Origin of the sequence: Streptomyces atriruber (assembly GCF_001418325.1) — a bacterium.
GTDB classification, from domain to species: Bacteria; Actinomycetota; Actinomycetes; order Streptomycetales; family Streptomycetaceae; genus Streptomyces; species Streptomyces atriruber.
The window spans coordinates 1-13,760 of record NZ_LIPN01000222.1 but is presented as its reverse complement, the minus strand read 5'-3'; the positions used below and the strand labels follow the sequence as shown (position 1 = coordinate 13,760).

Genomic DNA, 13,760 nt, shown 5'->3' with positions numbered 1-13,760 from the left:
CCCGAAGGCGAAGTAGCCCACTTCCTTCTACGACGATGAGGGCCCCGGAACCGATCGGTTCCGGGGCCCTCATCGTCGTAGCGTCGTAGCGGCGTCCTCGTGCGCGGAAACGTCCTGGGTAACGTCCTAGATCCGGACCTGCACCGCGCGGGCGAGGCGGTCGTGGAGGCCGCGGCCGTCGCGGTCCCAGATCAGGGCCGGGATGACGAGGCACAGCAGGACGCTGCGGGCCAGGACCCAGCCGGGGGCCAGCCTGCCGCCGCCCTCGGCGATGACACGCAGCCGGAAGAGGGCCTTGCCCGGGGTGCAGCCGACCGTGCCGACGGTCAGGACGCTCATGACGAAGAAGATCCCGAGGGCCCAGTTGCCCATCGCCTGCTGGTCACCGTCCGCGAAAAGGCCGTATGCGATCACCATGCACAGGCCCCAGTCCACGGCGATGGCGCCGATGCGGCGGCCCGGGCGCGCGATCGCTCCCGGCCCCTCCTCGGGCAGTCCGAGTTGCTCGCCCCGGTACCCGAAGTCGACACCGGCGTCCTCGGCGGCCGCGCGGGGCCCGGACAGCCACGATCCGATTGCTTGCCTCTTGTCCACCCGACCACGGTACTGCGGGGCACCGCCGAGCCGGGTGCGGGGTGGTCGTGACAGTGCACACGGGGCGCGGCTCGGTTAACTTCGACGAAACAAATGGGTCATGCTTGAGAAATCCCCCGTCCTTATGGTCGGGTCCCAGCGTGTGCCACCGCACTGGCCGCACAACGAGCTGCAACCCCGTCCCGCCTCGGGCGGGAGTAGGAGGAGTTGGATGTTGTTCCAGAACGCCGACGACGCAAAGAAGTTCATCGCGGACGAGGACGTCAAGTTCGTCGACGTCCGCTTCTGCGACCTGCCCGGTGTGATGCAGCACTTCACGATCCCGGCGGCGGCGTTCGACCCGGACGAGGAGCTGGCCTTCGACGGGTCGTCGATCCGCGGCTTCCAGGCCATCCACGAGTCCGACATGGCGCTCCGCGCCGACCTGTCGACGGCCCGCGTGGACCCCTTCCGCCGCGACAAGACCGTCAACATCAACTTCTTCATCCACGACCCGATCACGGGCGAGCAGTACAGCCGTGACCCGCGGAACGTCGCGAAGAAGGCGGAGGCGTACCTGGCCTCCACCGGCATCGCCGACACGGCCTACTTCGGCCCCGAGGCCGAGTTCTACGTCTTCGACAACGTCCGCTTCCAGACGTCGGCGAACGAGAGCTTCTACCACATCGACTCCGAGGCGGGCGCCTGGAACACCGGTGCGGTCGAGAACAACCGCGGCTACAAGGTCCGCTACAAGGGCGGCTACTTCCCGGCCCCGCCGGTCGACCACTTCGCCGACCTCCGCGCCGAGATCTCCCTGGAGCTGGACAAGAACGGCCTCCAGGTCGAGCGCCAGCACCACGAGGTGGGCACCGCCGGCCAGGCGGAGATCAACTACAAGTTCAACACGCTGCTCGCCGCGGCCGACGACCTGATGCTCTTCAAGTACATCGTGAAGAACGTCGCCTGGCGCAACGAGAAGACCGCGACCTTCATGCCGAAGCCGATCTTCGGTGACAACGGCTCGGGCATGCACGTCCACCAGTCGCTGTGGGCCGGTGGCGACCCGCTCTTCTACGACGAGCAGGGCTACGCGGGCCTCTCGGACACCGCCCGCTACTACATCGGCGGCATCCTCAAGCACGCCCCCTCGCTGCTCGCCTTCACCAACCCGACGGTGAACTCGTACCACCGCCTGGTCCCGGGCTTCGAGGCGCCGGTCAACATGGTCTACTCGCAGCGCAACCGCTCGGCCGCGATGCGCATCCCGATCACGGGCTCGAACCCGAAGGCCAAGCGCGTCGAGTTCCGCGCGCCGGACCCGTCCTCGAACCCGTACCTCGCCTTCTCGGCGCTGCTGCTCGCGGGCCTCGACGGCGTGAAGAACAAGATCGAGCCGCCGGAGCCGATCGACAAGGACCTCTACGAGCTCGCCCCCGAGGAGCACGCGGGCGTCGCCCAGGTCCCGACCTCCCTCCCCGCGGTCCTCGACGCCCTGGAGGCGGACAACGAGTACCTGCAGGCGGGCGGCGTCTTCACGTCCGACCTGATCGAGACGTGGATCGACTACAAGCGCACGAACGAGATCGCCCCGATCCAGCTGCGCCCGCACCCGCACGAGTTCGAGCTGTACTTCGACATCTAAATCGCGGGGTCGGGCGAGCTGCGAGAATAGGCTTCCGCCATGTCGTGCACCGGACGACGGAATTCCTGACGTAGCGGCAGACTGCACAGTGAAGGCCGCCACCTACGGGTGGCGGCCTTCACCCGTTGACCAGAGCACACGCCTTACGGCGTCACTTCCACGCGAGCCGCGTCCTCAAGCGATGGCTGGCCAGCCTGGACCCCGATCAGGTCATTGCCGAGAGGGCACCACTGCCCAAGCACACCTGGCAGGAGACCGATTGGTATCTCTCATTCGAGGCAATCCCCCGTAGCCCGGATAGGCGAGGAGATCCAGCGGTCGGCCGTGCGGGCTTCCTCCCCGAAGACGAAGACGAAGCGACCGCACTGTACGGGACCTCTGTCGAGTACATCAGCAACGGCGCACCGGCCTTCGGCCGACAGCCCGACGGCTACTGGACTGCTACCTACAACCACGCTCACAGGCGGGTCAGCGGTGTACTCACTGTCAACAACCCGGCACCTTGGACCTGGACGAGGCACACCCCCGTCCTTTGGCAGAGTCCCGACCCCAGCTCGCTTCGGCCCGTCGTCCTCTCCACCTGGAAAACAGCACAACTGGTCGATGCTGTGTCAGCGGGTGCCGGGGGCCGTCTCTGTAGATGTTTCGGTGGCTGCGAACCGAGGAGAAGTTGACGAGCGTTGACTACGCTGACAGTCAACGGTCAACGCCCCTTACGGAGTCCGACCATGACCGAGTTCGCCGCCCGTGCCCGCGCTGCTCTCGCGGACAAGGACATGTCGATACGCGCTGCGGCTCGCGCCCTCAGCTGCGACGCCGCGTATCTCTCCCGCGTGCTGGGCGGGCGACAGGCGCCTTCCGCGAAGCTGGCACGCGGGCTCGACCGTCTCGTCGGAGCTGACGGCGCCTTGGTGGCCCTGGCCGATGGGGGCCCCGGGCCGACGAGCAGCCCATGCCGACCGCAGTGGCCCTCAGGGCCTGGCTCGGATGACGACCTGGGCCCGTACCGCCGAGGCCCTCCATCTGCACGTCAACACCGTGCACTACCGCATCCGGCGCATCGAGTCCCTCACCGGCCGCGACCTGTCCCGCCTCGACCACAAGCTCGACCTGTACGCGGCCCTGCGGTGCCGGTGACCGCCGCCTTCACACCCGGGAACCGGGCCGGTCGATGTGCACGTTCGTCGACTTCACCCGCGCGGTGACCGTGACCCCGACCTCGATCCCCAGCTCCTCGACGGCCTCACGGCTGACCACGGACACCAGCCGGTGGGGCCCCGACTGGATCTCCACCTGAGCCGCCACGTCATCGGTGCGCACCGAAGTGACGATCCCCGCGAAGGAGTTCCGCACCGAGGTCAGCACCTCATCGGAGACCGGGTGCATCCCCCGCGCCCGCTCCTTGGCGAGCTCGGCCAGACTCGCCCCGTCGACCAGCCGGTTCCCGGACTCGTCCCGCTCCGTCCGCAGCTGCCCACCGTCACCCCACCGCCGGACGGTCTCCGAACTCACGCCGAGCAGCCGCGCGGCCTGACCGATGCTGAATGTGGGCACACAGGCACCCTAGTGGCGTCGGCCTGCCGGCCGATCCCGAGGTACGCAAGACGCTTATTCGAGTTTCGACCAAAGTCATATCATCTTGATTATCGAATTCGACGCGAGGAAAGCTTCGCCAATTACGGTCATCGACATCCCTGTTGTTAGTTTGATTCCTCCTGAATCAGTTCACCATCCGTTCTGTTCCCTGGAGGAGTCCGTGGTCCGAGTCCGGGCGGCGGCCGGAGGGCTCGCCCTCGTTGCCACCACGTGCACCTACGTCGCCATGGGGCCCGCCGGGGCGACGCAAGGGCAGGGGACCGAGCCGATTCCTACGCTTTATCTGAAGCAGGAAACGCCGCATCCGTCCTCCACAACCCCGCCCAACGCGGACGGCACCGCCATCGCCTCCCGGTTCACCGTCACGGACCGTGCCGGTACGAAGGTCGGCGGTGCCTTCGAGACGTGCGCCAAGGAGATCGTCGGGGGCAGCCCGGTCACCGCGTACTGCTCCGGGATCATCGAGGTCGAGGGCAAGGGGAAAGTCGCCTTCCAGGCGTCCCGTGCGGTGTCGGGCGACCCCAAGGACGACCGTGCCCTGGTCACGGGTGTGGTCACCGGAGGCACCGGCGCCTATGACAGCGCGGACGGCGAGATGGACCTCACCCCGCCCGCCACCGCGAACGGCACCTGGACCGCCGAGTTCCGGTGACATCGTGACGGCACGACGTCCGCCCCCGTCCGCTCCCGTCCGCATGACAGTGCACCACGCCCTGAACTACCATTCCGAGCAGGGCAGTTGGGGGGCTCCCAGGATTCGCTCCCCACGCGAGTGCGGGCGCGAACGCGGGCGGGAGGCCGAGGTGATCACGTCGGAGCGGCTGCGCCGTTCGGAAGCCACCGAACACTCCGAATCGGACGCCTTGGAGCTGCGCCGCACGCACGCACCCACCGACGTCAGCGGCAACCCGCACACCGAGGAGCGCGTCGGCGTCCCGCCTAACGCCGTGGCCGCCGCCCTCTCGATCGCGCCGCCCGTCGAGATGGACAATCTGCCGCAGAGCGCCACCGAGGTCTTCGTCGGCCGCTCCGACGACCTGGCGAGCATCCGGCGGGCGCTCGGCGCGGGCGAAGGCGTCATCACCCAGCCGCAGACCCTGCACGGGCTCGGCGGCGTCGGAAAGACCGCGCTCGCCCTGCGGTACGCGCTGACGCACCGTCATGACTACACCGTCATCTGGTGGATCGTCGCCGACAGCCGCGAGCAGGTGGACGCCGCCCTCGCCGACCTCGCCGTCTTCCTCCACCCGAGCTGGGCCCTCACCGCCCTGCCGATGCAGCAGACGGAATGGGCCCTGCTGTGGCTGCAGGCGCACAGCGGCTGGCTCCTGATCTTCGACAACGCCGAGGCGCCCGCCGATCTGAATCCCTACCTCGGACGGCTGCACGGCCACGGGCACCAGCTCGTGACCAGCCGCCGCGCCGACGGCTGGCACACCAGCGCCCGGCCGCTCCCCCTCGACGTCTTGGCCTCCGAGTCGTCGGTGAACCTGCTGTGCGGACTCGCCCTGGCCCAGCAGGAGCCCCACCGGGCGCACCGGGAGCCGACCCCGGAAGAGGCGCGACAGGCCGCCGAACTCGCCGTCGAGCTGGGGCACTTACCCTTGGCGCTGGCGCAGGCCGGCGCCTATCTGCGGCAGACCGGTACGTCCTTCGCCGCCTACCGCGCCCTCCTGAGGGAAGATCCCGCCACGGTGCTCGACACCACCGCGGAGACCGGCGACGCCACCCGTACGATCGCCCGCATCTGGCGGGCCACCCTGCGCGTGGTCGACCGGACCGACCCGTCGGCGGCCACCCTGCTACACACCCTGGCCTGGTACGCGCCCGAGGCCGTGCCGCGCGACGCGCTCTCCGCGATCCCGGACCTCCGCATCGACGCCGCCCTGCGGCTGCTCGCCGACTACAACATGATCGCGCTCACCGAGGACACCGTCACGGTGCACCGGCTCGTGCAGACCGTGCTGCGCACCTCCGCCCTGACGGCCGGTTCCGCTCCGCGGACGGGCCGCGCGTGGGCCGAGGCCGTCATGGCCCGTGCGCTGCCCGACGGCCCGCGCGCCGAGCGGGAGGTGCAGGCCCGCTGGCAGGAACTGCTGCCCCACATCCAGGCGTTGGCCGCCACCCGCCCCGTCGGCGTGCGGCCCGAAGAAGCAACCGTGCGGCTGTACGAGCGGGCGGCGCAGGAACTGGTCGAGCGCCACCAGAAGGTCCTCGCCGTCCCCCTGCTGGAGGCCGTGGTCGACGGGCACGTCCTGCTCCACGGGAACGACCACCCGGACACCCTCGACAGCCGCGACGCCCTCGCCGACGCGCAGAGCAGGGACGGCGACCCGCATCGGGCCGTGGCGCTGTGCCGCGAACTGATCGCCGACCGCGGCCGTGTGTTCGGGCCCGATCACCCGACCACGCTGGCCAGCCGCCACACGTACGCACACGCGCTGCGGAAGGCGGGTGACCACCAGTCGGCCGTCCAGGAGTTCGAGGCGGTCGCCGCGGACCGCGCCCGTGCCCTCGGCCCGGAGCACCGCGACACGCTCGGCAGCCGCGACGGCCTCGCCTACGCGCACCAGATGGCCGGTGCCCACCAGGCCGCCGTCCAGGAGTACGAGGCCGTGGTCGCCGACCGGACACGGCTCTTCGGCGCCGACGACCCGTCGACGCTCACCAGCCGCAACAGCCTCGCCTACGCCTGCCGCACGGCAGGCGACTACCAGCGCGCCATAGCGCTGTACGAGGCGGCGATCACGGACCGCACCCGGGTATTGGGAGCCGATCACCCGGACACGCTGACCAGCCGCGGCTGGCTGGCCCACGCCCAGCGGGTGGCCAGGGACCACCGCGCGGCCGTGGACGGTTTCGCGGCCATCGTGGAGGACCGCACGCGGCTGCAGGGGAGCGATCACCCCGACACCTTCGACAGCCGGGGCGATCTCGCGTACGCGCACCAGAGCGCCGGTGACCCGGCCGCCGCCGTACGGGAGCTGAGCGAACTCGTCACGGACCGCTCGCGTGTCCAGGGCGCCGACCACCCCGCGACGTTCGACGCCCGCGAGGACCTGGCGTTCGCCTGCCGGGCCATGGGCGACCACCGGCGCGCCATCGACCTCTACGAGTCCGTGCTGGCGGACCGCGTCCGCGTCCAGGGCCCGTCCCACCCGGCGACCCTGGACTGCCGGGACAGCCTCGCCTTCGCCTGCGCGGCGGCCGGGGAGCACGCCCGTGCCGTCCGGCTCTTCCAGGCCCTGGTGTCGCGGCACACCCGGACCCGGGGTCCTCGGCACCCGGCCACGCTCAGGGCGCGGGAGAACGTGGCGTACGCCCACCGCGCCGCCGGGGACCACGCGCGGGCGCTCGCCTGGTGCGAGCCCGTCGTCGCGGACTCCACCGCGTCGTTGGGCGCGGGACACCCCGCCACCCTGTCCAGCCGCGAACAGCTGGCGATCATCCGGCGGCTGGCGCAGCAGTACACCGTCGCCGTCGCGGAGTTCGCCTCCCTCGCCGAGGACCGCGCCCGCATCCAGGGACCTGATCACCCCGACACCCTGAACACCCGCATCAGCCTCGCCTACTCCCACGATCTCGCAGGCGACACGGCAGACGCCGTACGCGGTTTCGAGGAACTGCTCGCGGACTACGTCCGCCTGTACGGTCCCGACCACCTCGGCGTGCTGAACATCCGGTCCTGGCTGGCCCTCTCCTGCCGCCACGCGGGAGCGTACCAACGGGCCATCGAGCTGTACGAGGAGCTCATCCAGGACCGCGTCCGCGTGCACGGCCCGCGCCACCCGGACGTCCTCGCGACCCGCTACTTCCTCGCGCTGGCCTGGGACGTCGAGGGCGACCACCGCCGGGCCGCCGAACTGCACGGGGAGGTGGTCGCGGAGCGCACCGCGGTGCTGGGCGCGGACCACCTCGACGTGCTCGGCACCCGCGGCAGTCTGGCCGACGCCGTCCAGGCCGCCGGGGACCACCACCGTGCGATCGCCCTGTACGAGCAGCTCCTCGACGACTACGTACGCGTCTGCGGCCCGGACCACCTCGCCACCCTGGCCTGCCGCAACGACCTCGGCTTCGCACGCCAGTTGGCCGGTCGACGCACGGAGGCGGTGCGGGACATGGAGGCGCTGGTCGCCGACCACACCCGCATCCAGGGCGCCGACCACCCCGAAACCCTGACCAGCCGCGCCAACCTCGCCTACGCCTGCCGGGACGCGGGCGACCACACCCGTGACATCAGCCTCGGCGAAGAGCTCGTCGCCGACACCGTCCGGCTGTACGGCCCGGACCACCACGCCGCCTTCACCCGGCGCCGGGCGCTGGCCCGTGCCTACTGCGTGGCCAGGCAGTACGCCCGGGGCGTGCGTCTCTACGAAGAACTGCGGGACGATCAGCTGCGGGTGATCGGTCCGGAGCACACGAGCACGCTCCTCACCCGGGAGCTCCTGAGCGGCGCCTGGCTGGCCCAGAGGCTGTACCACGAGGCCGGGCGGGAGACCGACGCACTCGTCGCGGACCGCACCCGCATCCAGGGCCCGTCCCACCCGGACACGCTGATCAGCCGGTCCAACGCCGCGTACATCAGTCTGCGCGCGGGTGACCACCAGCGCGCCGTGTCCCTCTACGAACAACTCGTCGCGGACCGCGCCCGGATCCACGGGCAGGAGCACCAGAACGTGCTCGGCACGCGCAGGGACCTGGCCGACGCCGTCCGCGCGGCCGGGGACCACCGGCGTGCGATCGCCCTGTACGAGAAGCTCCTCGACGACTCCGTACGCGTCTGCGGCCCGGACCACCTCGACACCCTGGCCTGCCGCGCCGAACTCGGCTTCGCACGCCAACTCGCGGAGCAGCACCCGGCGGCGCTGCGGGACTTGGCGGCGCTGGTCGCCGACCGCACCCGCATCCAGGGCGCCGACCACCCCGGAACCCTGACCAGCCGCGCCAACCTCGCCTACGCCTGTCACGCCGCGGGCGACCACACCCGTGCCGTACGGCTCTACGAAGAGCTCATCACCGACAGCATCCGGGTGCACGGTCCGGACCACGCCATCACCTTCAGCAGGCGCGAGAGCCTCGCCGACATCCACAGCTACTCCGGCGACCACGATTCCGCGATCGCGCTGTACGAGGTGCTGGCCGCGGACCGGGCCAGGGTGCTCGGCCCCGACCATCCGGACACCCTCGGCACCAGGCGGTGGCTCGCCTGGTGCTGCAGGCAGGCCGGGTACTACTCGCGGGCCCTCCCCCTGTACGAGGCGGCGCTCTCGGACATCAGCCGGGTGCAGGGCACGGACCACATCGACACGTTGTCCTGCCGCAACGGCCTCGCCTACGCGTGGCAGGTGACCGGGCAGCACCCGGCGGCGCTGCGGGAGATGGAGGCGCTGGTCGCCGACCGCACCCGCATCCAGGGCGCCGACCACCCCGGAACCCTGTCCAGCCGCGCCAACCTCGCCTACGCCTGCCGGGACGCGGGCGACCACACCCGTGCCGTACGGCTCTACCGGGAGCTCGTCGCCGACCGGTCGCGCGTCCAGGGACCGGATCACAGCGAAACCCTGTTCAGCCGCGGCGCCCTCGCCCTCGCCTCGATTCCGGTCCGTTCCGCCGAGCACGTGATCTCCCTGTGCGAGGCGCTCCTCGACGATCACGTCCGGGTGTTCGGGGCCGACCACGCGAAGACCCTCGCCTGTCGCGACCGTCTGGCCTACGCCTGGCTGCGGGCCGGTGACAGCCGCCGTGCGATCGACCTCTTCGAGGCCGTCATCGCCGACCGCTCCCGGATCCTGGGCCTCGGCCACCCGGACACCGCGGCGGGCGTCGCCGCCGCCCACGAGCGGGGCCGGGACGCCCTGCCGACCGTGGCGACGTACTGGAGCCGCCTCCAGGACCGCACTCACCCCACCGCCATCGACGCGCTGGCCCAGGCGTACGGCGACGCGGGGGACCACGATCGTGCGGCGGCGCTGTACGAAGCGGTCGCCCACGGGCGGGAACAGGCTCTCGGAGAAGCACATCCGGCCACCCTCGACAGCCGCACCGGAGCCGTCTTCGCGCGAGCCGCGGCAGGCGACGTACAGGGCGCCTCCGCCGACGGCGCGCGGCTGCTCGCCGACGTGGAGCGGCTGCTCGGCCCCGACCACCCCCGGGCCCACGACCTCCGTCGGCGCATGACGGGGCTGCTGCCCACGTGGGCGCTGCGGCTGCGGCTCCTCGACGACGAGGTGCGGGCGGGCGAGACGGTGCGCATCGAGGTCAGCATCGAGCAGTCCGGGCAGCACGGCACGCCCTCCGCCCCGGAGTTGCCCCTGGACTCCCCCGAACTTCCCCTCGACGCACCGGAGCTCCCCCCGCTCCTCCTGGTCGCCGCGGCCCGCTCGGGCGCCACGATCGAGCCGCCCCTCGCGGAGTACGCGGCCGGGGACGCACCCGCGGTCTTCGCGTTCACGGCGCCGGAACCGGGCACGCACCGCCTGCGGTTCACCGTGTACGACCGCGATGTCGGCGTGGTCCTCCAGGATGTGGAGACCGGCATCGACGTCGTGGCCGGCACCCCTTCGCTTGTCAGTGAGGCCCACGGTCCCAGGAGGAACTGAGCAGGTGTCCAAAGAGCTCGTGGCGGACGTCATCCAGAATCCCTCGCTCGACTTCACTGCGCTTCCGCCGCGTCAGCGTCGTCCTCAGAGCCCGGCCCCCACGAAGGAACCCCTCGACCTGGTGGTGATGCTCCGCCAGCACGGCGACCGCCTGCACATCGCCGCCATCGTCCCCGGGCAACGCACCCCGAAGAACGGGACACCCCACGCGTACCTCACCGTCACGGCGGGCGACATGCTGCAGAAGGCGGCGCGGCTGCGCACGGTCTGGCGCGACCGGCTGGTGCACCACCGGCCGTGCGACGCGGACGGCATGCCGCTGGACGGGCACCCCTTCAGCGACGTGGTCGATCTGTCCGCGCACGCCAAGCCCTCCCAGCGGCTGACGGACGATCTCGCCGACGAGGGGCAGCACCTCCTGGAGGAGCTGCTCGCGGGTACGGACGAGCAGATCTCCTCGTTCCGGGCCTTCCTCAAGGACGTACTCGTGGGCGAGGAAGGGCTGCGCATCACCTTCGACTCGGACCTGCACCTGCCCTGGCCGATGCTCGCCGTGGAACTGTCCGGCGACGCCGAGCCGCGGCACGGCTTCCTCGGCTACCGGCACCAGGTCGAGCAGACCGGCGCATCGGCCTACCCGGCCGCCGCCCCCGCCTCCGCCGTCGGCCAGCACTTCCCCGTGACCAGCCTCAACACCGACTCCACGCTCGACAACGTCGGCCGCGCCGCCGACGTCCGCAAGCTGCTGGAGGAGCGCTCCCAACTCACCGTGCGCACCGAGTCGGAGACCCTGCTCGACGATCTCGCCGCTCCCCTGCTGAACGACGACGTCATGTACTTCTGGTGCCACGGCGCGTTCGTCGAGAACGGTTCGCCCCATCCCCATCTGGCGGTCCGGCTCTCCGACGACCGGCCCATAGACGCCGACCTGGTCATGCGCAAACGCCGTCGGCACCGGGGCTCCGCCGACGCGGTCTTCCACCCCTTCGTCCTGCTCAACGCCTGCCACACCGGGCAGACGGCACCGGAGCCCGGACTCAAGCACCTCGGCGGGGTCCTGGTGAACCTCGGGGCGGACGGGGTCCTCGGCCCGCAGATAGAGATACCCCAGCTCTTCGCCTCCGAGTACGCCTTCGCCTTCCTCGACCGCTATCTCGGCGGCGACAGCACGGCGGGGGAGATCGCGATGGCGCTCGCCCGCGAGTACGCCGACGACTTCCACAATCCGCTGGCGCTGGCCTATTCGCTGTACTGCGGCATCGACAGCAGGCTGGAGACGGCTCTGTGAGGGGCAGGAGGTCCGTGGCCCGCGGGGGCGCCCCCGTCTCCACGACCGTCGTCCGCCTCGACGAGAAGGGACGGCTGTGCGCGCCCGGTTCCGACGCCCCCGTCCGGCCGGACCGGCTCGCCGAGCACCTCGCCCGGCTGCTGCGCATCCCTGACCGGGCGACCGACATCTACGTCTACGTGCACGGCTGGCAGACCGAGCCGGGCAGCGCCGTCCGCAGCGCGGGCCGGCTGCTCCGGCAGGCCAAGGAGCTGGCCGCCGCCCGACCGGAGGCGTACGCGGGTCTGTCCGGCGGATACCGGCCCTGGTGCGTCGTCGTCTGCTGGCCGTCCTCCAGCCTGCCGACCCCGGCCGGGTACCGCCGCATCCGCGACCGCGCCCACGCGATGAGCGCGCCGGGCACCGGGCACGCCGCGCATGTCCTCGGCCACCTGCTCGGCTACCTGGACGCGAAGCGGGCCGATCCCGCCGACCCCGCGGTGCTGGCCACCCGCCACGGCCAGTACCTGCATCTGGTCGGGCACTCCTTCGGCGGCCGGTTCCTCTGCGAGGCCGTGCAGTGGGCCGCGGCCCCGCCCCGCGGGCCGCGGGTGCTCGGCTGGAGCAACGCCGTGGACCCGCTGCGGCCCTTCACGGTCGACAGCGCCCTCGTCTTCCAGATGGCCGCGCCGCGCAACAGCTTCGACGAGCTGTTCCCCGCGCTGTTCGCGCGCGACGGACGGGACGCCGCTCCCCTGCGCGGGCCGCTCACCCTGACCCACTCGCGCTGGGACCGCGCCACCGGCTTCTGGCATCTGCGGGCGGAGGCGGCCCCCGGGATCGGCCACTCGGGGGTGGGCACCGCGCCCGTGCCGCAGTACTCCACCCGCCTGCTCACGGTCGAGGAGCCGTACGCACTGGACGTCCTCGACCATCGCATCGTCAACGTGGACGCGGGGTGGCGGTTCCGCGGCGGGCGGGCGGGGCGGCTCCTGCCCGCCGGGGCGCACTCCGACTTCCACCATCCCGAGTCGGCGCATCTCCTGCTCAGCCTCTCCGCCCTCTCGCGGTGACCGCGGTGACCGCGATGGCCGCGATGTCCTCAGAGGACGGGGCGGTAGTGCGTCGTCAGGCGGCCCGTGTCGTCCAGGACGTGGAAGGCGACGGCCGGGGGCAGGCCGTGGTGGACGTGGTGGGACGGGTGGGCCCGGTCTTCCCAGGGGAGGCGGAGCGTGGAGACCACGCCCGGGGCCACCAGGAGGGGGCGGCCCGCGAAGGCCGTCGCCGCGGGGGTGTGGGCGTGACCGGCCAGGAACGCCGTGACGTTCGGGTGGCGTGCCGTCAGGTCGGCCAGGCGGTGCTCGTCGGCCTGACGGATGCCGTCCACGTAGGGCGTGTGCAGCGGGACCGGCGGGTGGTGGAAGCCGATCAGGACCGGGCGTGCGGGCGGGGTGTCGGCGAGGAGGCCGGAGAGCCAGTCCAGGGTCTCGTCCGCCAGCCGTCCGTGGTCCTCGCCGGGCACCGACGTGTCGCACAGGGCCAGGGTGAAGCGGTCCGTGACGTGTGCCGTGTTCACCGGGCCCGTGCTCGGTGGTTCGCCCAGCAGGTGTTCGCGGAACGCGGCGCGCTCGTCGTGGTTGCCGGGGCAGGTCAGCAGGGGGTGCCGGGTCGTCAGGAGCTCGCGGGCCGCCTCGTACTCGGCCGGGGCCGCGTGGTCGGCGATGTCACCGGTGGCGATGACGGCGTCCAGGTCGTACGGGAGGCCGTTCAGGTACTCCATGACGGCCCGGGTGCGGTCGACGCTCCGGCCGCCGTCCTCCGCCCCGGTGTCGATGTGGGTGTCGCTCAGGTGCGCGATCACCGCTATCGGTGACGTCGTCGGCACGACCGGTGTCTCTGGCATCGCTGCGGGCCTTCCTTCCTGCGGTTCCTCACGGGCCACCTGGGGGCCTTCGGCGAACCTAGGGGCGTCGGCGGACCCGTGTTAAGGGCCATTCGTAGGCGTCTGGCCTGGTCCCACCGCTCAGCCCCGCAGGAACCGCACCGAGGGCCGCCCGCCCACCGGCCCGCTCCCCGGTCC

8 protein-coding genes and 2 pseudogenes are annotated in these 13,760 nt (G+C 71.6%); 7 read left to right on the top strand and 3 right to left on the bottom strand.

Annotated elements, in window-relative coordinates:
• Nucleotides 1-126 precede the first annotated feature (126 nt).
• On the bottom strand, nt 127-594 hold the full coding sequence (locus AOK03_RS22845) for an RDD family protein (protein ID WP_055567194.1): 468 nt from the start codon (nt 592-594) through the stop codon (nt 127-129).
• A gap of 214 nt (nt 595-808) precedes the next feature.
• Here AOK03_RS22845 and glnA point away from each other — a divergent pair, with 214 nt between their 5' ends.
• The 3 genes and pseudogenes from glnA to AOK03_RS42030 form a co-directional block, all read left to right on the top strand.
• Nucleotides 809-2,218, top strand: coding sequence for a type I glutamate--ammonia ligase (glnA, locus tag AOK03_RS22840; protein WP_055567214.1), 1,410 nt, complete (start codon nt 809-811; stop codon nt 2,216-2,218).
• Nucleotides 2,219-2,946: 728 nt separating this feature from the next.
• Nucleotides 2,947-3,126, top strand: a pseudogene (locus AOK03_RS44905) (helix-turn-helix domain-containing protein); the annotation flags it as partial.
• A gap of 70 nt (nt 3,127-3,196) precedes the next feature.
• Nucleotides 3,197-3,355, top strand: a pseudogene (locus AOK03_RS42030) (helix-turn-helix domain-containing protein); the annotation flags it as partial.
• A gap of 9 nt (nt 3,356-3,364) precedes the next feature.
• Here AOK03_RS42030 and AOK03_RS22830 read toward each other — a convergent pair.
• The gene (locus AOK03_RS22830; protein WP_055567192.1) at nt 3,365-3,772 is read right to left on the bottom strand and encodes a TOBE domain-containing protein; all 408 of its coding nucleotides are present in this window, start codon (nt 3,770-3,772) and stop codon (nt 3,365-3,367) included.
• A gap of 202 nt (nt 3,773-3,974) precedes the next feature.
• Here AOK03_RS22830 and AOK03_RS22825 point away from each other — a divergent pair, with 202 nt between their 5' ends.
• The 4 genes from AOK03_RS22825 (at nt 3,975) to AOK03_RS22810 (ending at nt 12,753) form a co-directional block, all read left to right on the top strand.
• Nucleotides 3,975-4,466 (top strand): hypothetical protein, encoded by a 492-nt coding sequence (locus AOK03_RS22825; protein WP_055567191.1) that lies wholly within the window; start codon nt 3,975-3,977, stop codon nt 4,464-4,466.
• Nucleotides 4,467-4,617: 151 nt separating this feature from the next.
• Nucleotides 4,618-10,413, top strand: coding sequence for an FxSxx-COOH system tetratricopeptide repeat protein (fxsT, locus tag AOK03_RS22820; RefSeq protein WP_055567190.1), 5,796 nt, complete (start codon nt 4,618-4,620; stop codon nt 10,411-10,413).
• Between the two features lie 4 nt (nt 10,414-10,417).
• Nucleotides 10,418-11,701, top strand: a complete 1,284-nt coding sequence (locus tag AOK03_RS22815) for a CHAT domain-containing protein (RefSeq protein WP_055567189.1) — start codon at nt 10,418-10,420, stop codon at nt 11,699-11,701.
• Nucleotides 11,702-11,715: 14 nt separating this feature from the next.
• A complete protein-coding gene (locus AOK03_RS22810; RefSeq protein ID WP_055567188.1) occupies nt 11,716-12,753 on the top strand; it encodes an alpha/beta hydrolase in 1,038 nt (345 codons plus the stop codon).
• Nucleotides 12,754-12,782: 29 nt separating this feature from the next.
• Here AOK03_RS22810 and AOK03_RS22805 read toward each other — a convergent pair whose 3' ends face one another.
• Entirely contained in the window at nt 12,783-13,547 is a 765-nt protein-coding gene (locus AOK03_RS22805) for a metallophosphoesterase (protein WP_055567213.1), read from the bottom strand.
• Nucleotides 13,548-13,760: the final 213 nt, after the last annotated feature.